This window comes from Nonomuraea lactucae, from assembly GCF_003313395.1.
Lineage (GTDB): Bacteria > Actinomycetota > Actinomycetes > Streptosporangiales > Streptosporangiaceae > Nonomuraea > Nonomuraea lactucae.
This window is the reverse complement of record NZ_QNFZ01000674.1, coordinates 1-2,983: the sequence shown is the minus strand read 5'-3', so window position 1 is coordinate 2,983 and position 2,983 is coordinate 1. Positions and strand designations below refer to the sequence as shown.

Here is a 2,983-nt window from a genome sequence, read left to right as displayed (position 1 = left end):
GCCTGGGCCGCCGCGCGTGCGATACCGGTCGCGAGGCTGGGACGGGCACCGGGACGACTGCCGGTGCGGGGGCCGGGACGACTGCCGGTGCGGGGGCTGGGACGGGAGCCCGGCCACCCGGGGCGGGGGCCGGGGCGGTGGGCTCTGCCACCGCGCCTGTCGGTGCCGCCGAGTAGGGTTGCCAACCATGGACCGGCAACTCACCCTCATGGCCGTGCACGCCCACCCCGACGACGAGTGCCTGAGCACCGGCGGAGTCCTCGCCCGCTACACCGACGAGGGCGTCCGCACCGTGCTGGTCACCTGCACCAACGGCGAGCAGGGCGACGGCCCGGACGGGGTCAAGCCCGGCGACCAGGGCCACGACGACGCGGCCGTGGCGGAGCGGCGGCTGGCCGAGCTGCGCGAGTCGGTGCAGATCCTCGGCATCGACCACCTGGAGCTGCTCGGCTACCGCGACTCCGGCATGGACGGCTGGGAGACCAACCACCATCCCGACGCGTTCGCCAACGTTCCGGTGGAGGCCGCCGCCGGACGGCTCGGCGAGCTGATCGAGCGCTACCGGCCGGACGTCGTCGTCACCTACGACGAGACCGGCGGCAGCGGCTACGGTCACCCCGACCACGTCCAGGCCCACCGCATCACGGTGGCGGCCGTCGAGGCGACCGGCGTTCCGGCCAAGCTCTACCACACGGCCATCCCCCGCTCGGCGATCAAGCGGTTGTTCGACCTCATGCTGGAGAACGGGGTCGACCTCGGCGACTTCCGGCCGTCCGACGACTTCGGCACGCCCGACGAGCTGGTGACCACCCTGGTCGACGTCGCCCCCTATGTCGAACGCAAGCTCAAGGCCCTGCGGGCGCACGAGAGCCAGGGGGAGAACATCTTCCTGCTGCGCATGCCGGACGCGGCGCAGCGGCAGGCGTTCTCGAGCGAGGCGTTCACCCGCGTGCTCAGCCGGGTCGCCGCGCCGGACCATGAGGACGACCTGTTCGCGGGCCTGCGCGACTAAAGGCCTGTTCCCAGTTCGGAGGCACCGCCAGCGCTACCGGCGCGGCTGGGCCTGAAGACCGCTCCGGGGTCGTTCGGGTGCCAGATCAGGGGCAGAGATCAGCCGATCTCCACCCCTTCGGAACCGATTATCCAGTTAAGCCGGAAAGTGTGAGACGGTGCCGATCGATGCCCCAGCTCCCGTGGTTAGCACGGTTTCAGGGAGGTGAGATCGTCGTTCGCGCCTATCATGTAGTTTTTCTCCTTACCAGGGGGCACTGTGTCCATTCTGTCCCGATAGTTCTCGTGAATATACAGACACCACGTTTGGCCAGTTCTGTTCCAATAAGAGCTTGCCTGATCGTTATGAGCGATGCCGACGTTGGGTATAGGGACCCGGGCGGCGAACCACCTTCCACGGAATTCCGAGTCGCCCCAGAAGCAGAAATAACCGTCAGGGCAGTCCGACTTGTCCATGACGGCGGCGCTGGCGCTATTGACGGAACCTGCCGAAACGACGGCCAGGGTGAGAGCGGCGATCAGAACCCCTGTTCCTCGCCTATTTTTCATTGTTCTCCTTTACTAGACCGGGTGTTTACCCTCCAGTTATACAGGTCGAACTGTTCACCCAGAAGACCATTTACTGCCCGAAGACTGCTCACGATGTCATGAAGGTGACCTGCGCACACAGGCCCTCGATTTACAGAGAAGCGCACTCTCTGTCGCGGACAGGAGTGAGACGTCTTCGCGCGCGACCACCGAGATCCTCGGCCGCCCCCAGGAGGGGCGGCCGCTGCCGTGCGGCGGGTTTCCGCGACCGGCGGAGATCGGCGGCTCAGGCCCGGACCGTCAGGCGCCCCGGGCCGTCAGGCGCGGTGGAGGCGGAGGGTGACCAGTTCGAACGGGCGGAGCGCGAGCGACACCGTGTCGCCCTGGCGCGACCAGCGGGGGGCGTCCGGGAGGGGGCGTTCCAGCAGGTCGGCCGGTGTGACTCCGGCGAGCGGGAAGCCCGCGGTGAGGCGGGCCCTGGCCCGGCCCCCGCGTGACTCGTGGAACCGCACCACCACGTCGCCGCTCTCGTCGTCCGCCAGCTTGACCGCCGTCACCACGACCGCGTCGTCGTCGACGCTCACCAGCGGCTCCACGGGGGCGCCGCCGCCGGGGACGCGGCGTTCCGGGAGGTTGATGAAGTAGCCCTCGCGGACCGCGTCGCCGATCGAGGCACCCGGCACCAGCGCGTGGCGGAAGCGGTGCGCGCCCTGGTCGGTCTCGGGGTCGGGGAAGCGCGGGGCGCGCAGCAGGGAGGCCCGGACGGTCGTGGTCGTGCCGGAGCCGGACTCGCGGACCGTGCGGGTCACATCGTGGCCGTAGGTCGAGTCGTTGACCAGGGCGACCCCCCAGCCGGGCTCCTCCAGGTGGATGAACCGGTGGTTGCAGGCTTCGAACTTGGCGGCCTCCCAGCTGGTGTTGGTGTGGGTGGCGCGGTAGACGTGGCCGTACTGGCTCTCGGAGGCGTAGCGGTCGGCGTGCAGGTCGAGCGGGAACGCCAGCTTGAGGAACTTCTCCGTCTCGTGCCAGTCGACCTCGGTGCGGATGTCGAGCCGCTTGGCGCCGGGCGGGAGGAGCAGCACCTGGGTGACCCTGGAACGGCCGAAGGAACGGACGACGCGGACCGAGCCGGGCTCGTCCCCTGGCGCCACCTCGTCGGCGTCCACCAGGTCGGTGACCGTGTTGCGGTAGAACTCGTCGACGTCCCAGGCGTCCCACGTGTTCGGGAAGTCAGGGTGGAGCTGCAGCAGGTTGGCCGCCTGGCCGGGGGCGACCGTCTCGCGCTCGGCGTGGAGGTCGTACACCGAGACGACCAGGCCGCGCTCGTCGATCTCCACCCGGAGCAGCCCGTTGCCGAGGACGTGGCCGCCGCCCTCGCGAGGGAGCGTCTCGACCTCGCCCGCCCCCGCGACGGCCGCGGCCCCGCCGGCGGGGACGCCGTGGC

3 protein-coding genes are annotated in these 2,983 nt (G+C 69.9%); 1 reads left to right on the top strand and 2 read right to left on the bottom strand.

Going from position 1 to position 2,983, the window contains the following annotated elements; translation table 11 throughout:
• The first annotated feature begins 187 nt into the window (after window positions 1–187).
• Window positions 188–1,012 carry a PIG-L family deacetylase gene (locus DQW85_RS25205; RefSeq protein ID WP_113702463.1) on the top strand — a complete coding sequence of 275 codons (825 nt, stop codon included), beginning with the start codon at window positions 188–190 and terminating at the stop codon, window positions 1,010–1,012.
• A gap of 185 nt (window positions 1,013–1,197) precedes the next feature.
• On the opposite strand, the gene DQW85_RS48280 is transcribed toward DQW85_RS25205, so the two are convergent.
• Entirely contained in the window at window positions 1,198–1,467 is a 270-nt protein-coding gene (locus DQW85_RS48280; protein ID WP_420819183.1) for a peptidase inhibitor family I36 protein, read from the bottom strand.
• Between the two features lie 389 nt (window positions 1,468–1,856).
• Window positions 1,857–2,983 (bottom strand): glycoside hydrolase family 38 C-terminal domain-containing protein (locus DQW85_RS25195; RefSeq protein WP_240197413.1); only part of this gene is annotated, 1,127 nt, incomplete at its 5' end.